The 1,408-nt window shown below is 63.4% G+C and carries 1 protein-coding gene; it reads left to right on the top strand.

The window, feature by feature from the left end; translation table 11 throughout:
* A partial coding sequence (locus tag H578_RS0112045) for an integrase catalytic domain-containing protein (RefSeq protein WP_245554985.1) occupies nucleotides 1-1,322 on the top strand: 1,322 nt, incomplete at its 5' end.
* Between the last annotated feature and the right edge of the window lie 86 nt (nucleotides 1,323-1,408).

Here is a 1,408-nt window from a genome sequence, read left to right as displayed (position 1 = left end):
TTCGGCGACGATGGGGTATGCCGGATAAGGACGTCTCGTTGGCCGCCAGGGTCGAGATCACCAAGAAATACGCCGCTACCTACCAGACCGCGGGCAAGAAGGATAAGTCCAGGATCCTGGATCAGCTGGTTGAGGTGACCGGGTGGAACCGGGATCACGCCCGCCAGCAGCTACGTCGGCGGATGCGCCAACCCAAGGGGCGGGCCCAGGCGACGGTGGCGGTGATCGATCGGCGGCGCAACCCTGGGAGTAAGTACTCCTATGACGCGTTGAAGGTCCTGCAGCATGTCTGGGCGGTGGCCGGGGGTATCTGCGGGAAGTACCTAGCAGTCTCGATGGCCGATTGGCTTGATGCGATGGAAGCCACCGGGGACCTGGTGCCCGGCTGTGACCGGTACAGCACTGAGGTTCGGGGCGAGCTGCTTCGGATGAGCGCAGCTACGATCGACAGGCGCCTGCAGGCCGCTAAGGCGCGGGATCCGATCCGAGGCAAGTCCACCACCAAGCCCGGCACGCTGCTGAGGAACTCAATCAGTGTGCGCAAATCAGGCGATGAAGTAGAAGCAGAGCCCGGGTTCTTCGAAGTCGACACCGTAGCCCACTGTGGACCGAGCCTGAAAGGGGAGTTCGCCCGCACGGTGAACTTCACCGATATGCACACCGGGTGGGTGTTCACCACCGCGATCCGCAACAACGCGATGGCCCGCATGGTCCCGGCCTTCGACGCGTTCATCGCTGCGGTGCCGTTTATGGTCACCGGCATCGATTCCGATAACGGTTCGGAGTTCATCAACCACCAGGTCCTGGGCTGGTCGGCGGACCGGAAGATCTTCTACACCCGGTCCCGGCCGTATCAGAAGAACGATCAAGCCACCATCGAGTCGAAGAACAACCACCTGGTGCGCCGCTACGGGTTCTACTACCGATACGACACCGCCCACCAGAGGGAACTGCTCAACCAGCTCTGGCCGCTGGTCTGTGACCGGCTGAACTACTTCACCCCCACCAAGAAGCCCACCGGGTACACCACCGACACCGCGGGCCGGCGCCGGCGGGTCTACGACAAGCCCCGAACCCCCTACTACCGGCTGCTGGATGCCGAAGTGCTCAACCAGGCCCAGCAGGACGAGCTGGCTGCCTACAAAGCCTCACTGAACGTCGTGGACATCGCCCGGCGGATCACCACGATCCAACAGCGGCTCACCGCGCTAGCTGCGGCTCCCACCCGCAGGTTAGAGCGCGAGCTCGAAGCCAAGGCCGCCGCGGCGATGCCAGAAGCTGAATGGATCAAGATCGACCAACGCCGAGCCCGCGCAGCCTAACCCCCTCCAGGGCCCTCGATTACGCGGGGATTTTTAGGTGAGGCACGAGGGGTCATTTCCCGGGGACTTGACTGTGAGGCACCACG

Origin of the sequence: Nesterenkonia alba DSM 19423 (assembly GCF_000421745.1) — a bacterium.
Classification (GTDB): domain Bacteria; phylum Actinomycetota; class Actinomycetes; order Actinomycetales; family Micrococcaceae; genus Nesterenkonia; species Nesterenkonia alba.
This window is presented reverse-complemented; position numbering and strand designations above follow the sequence as displayed.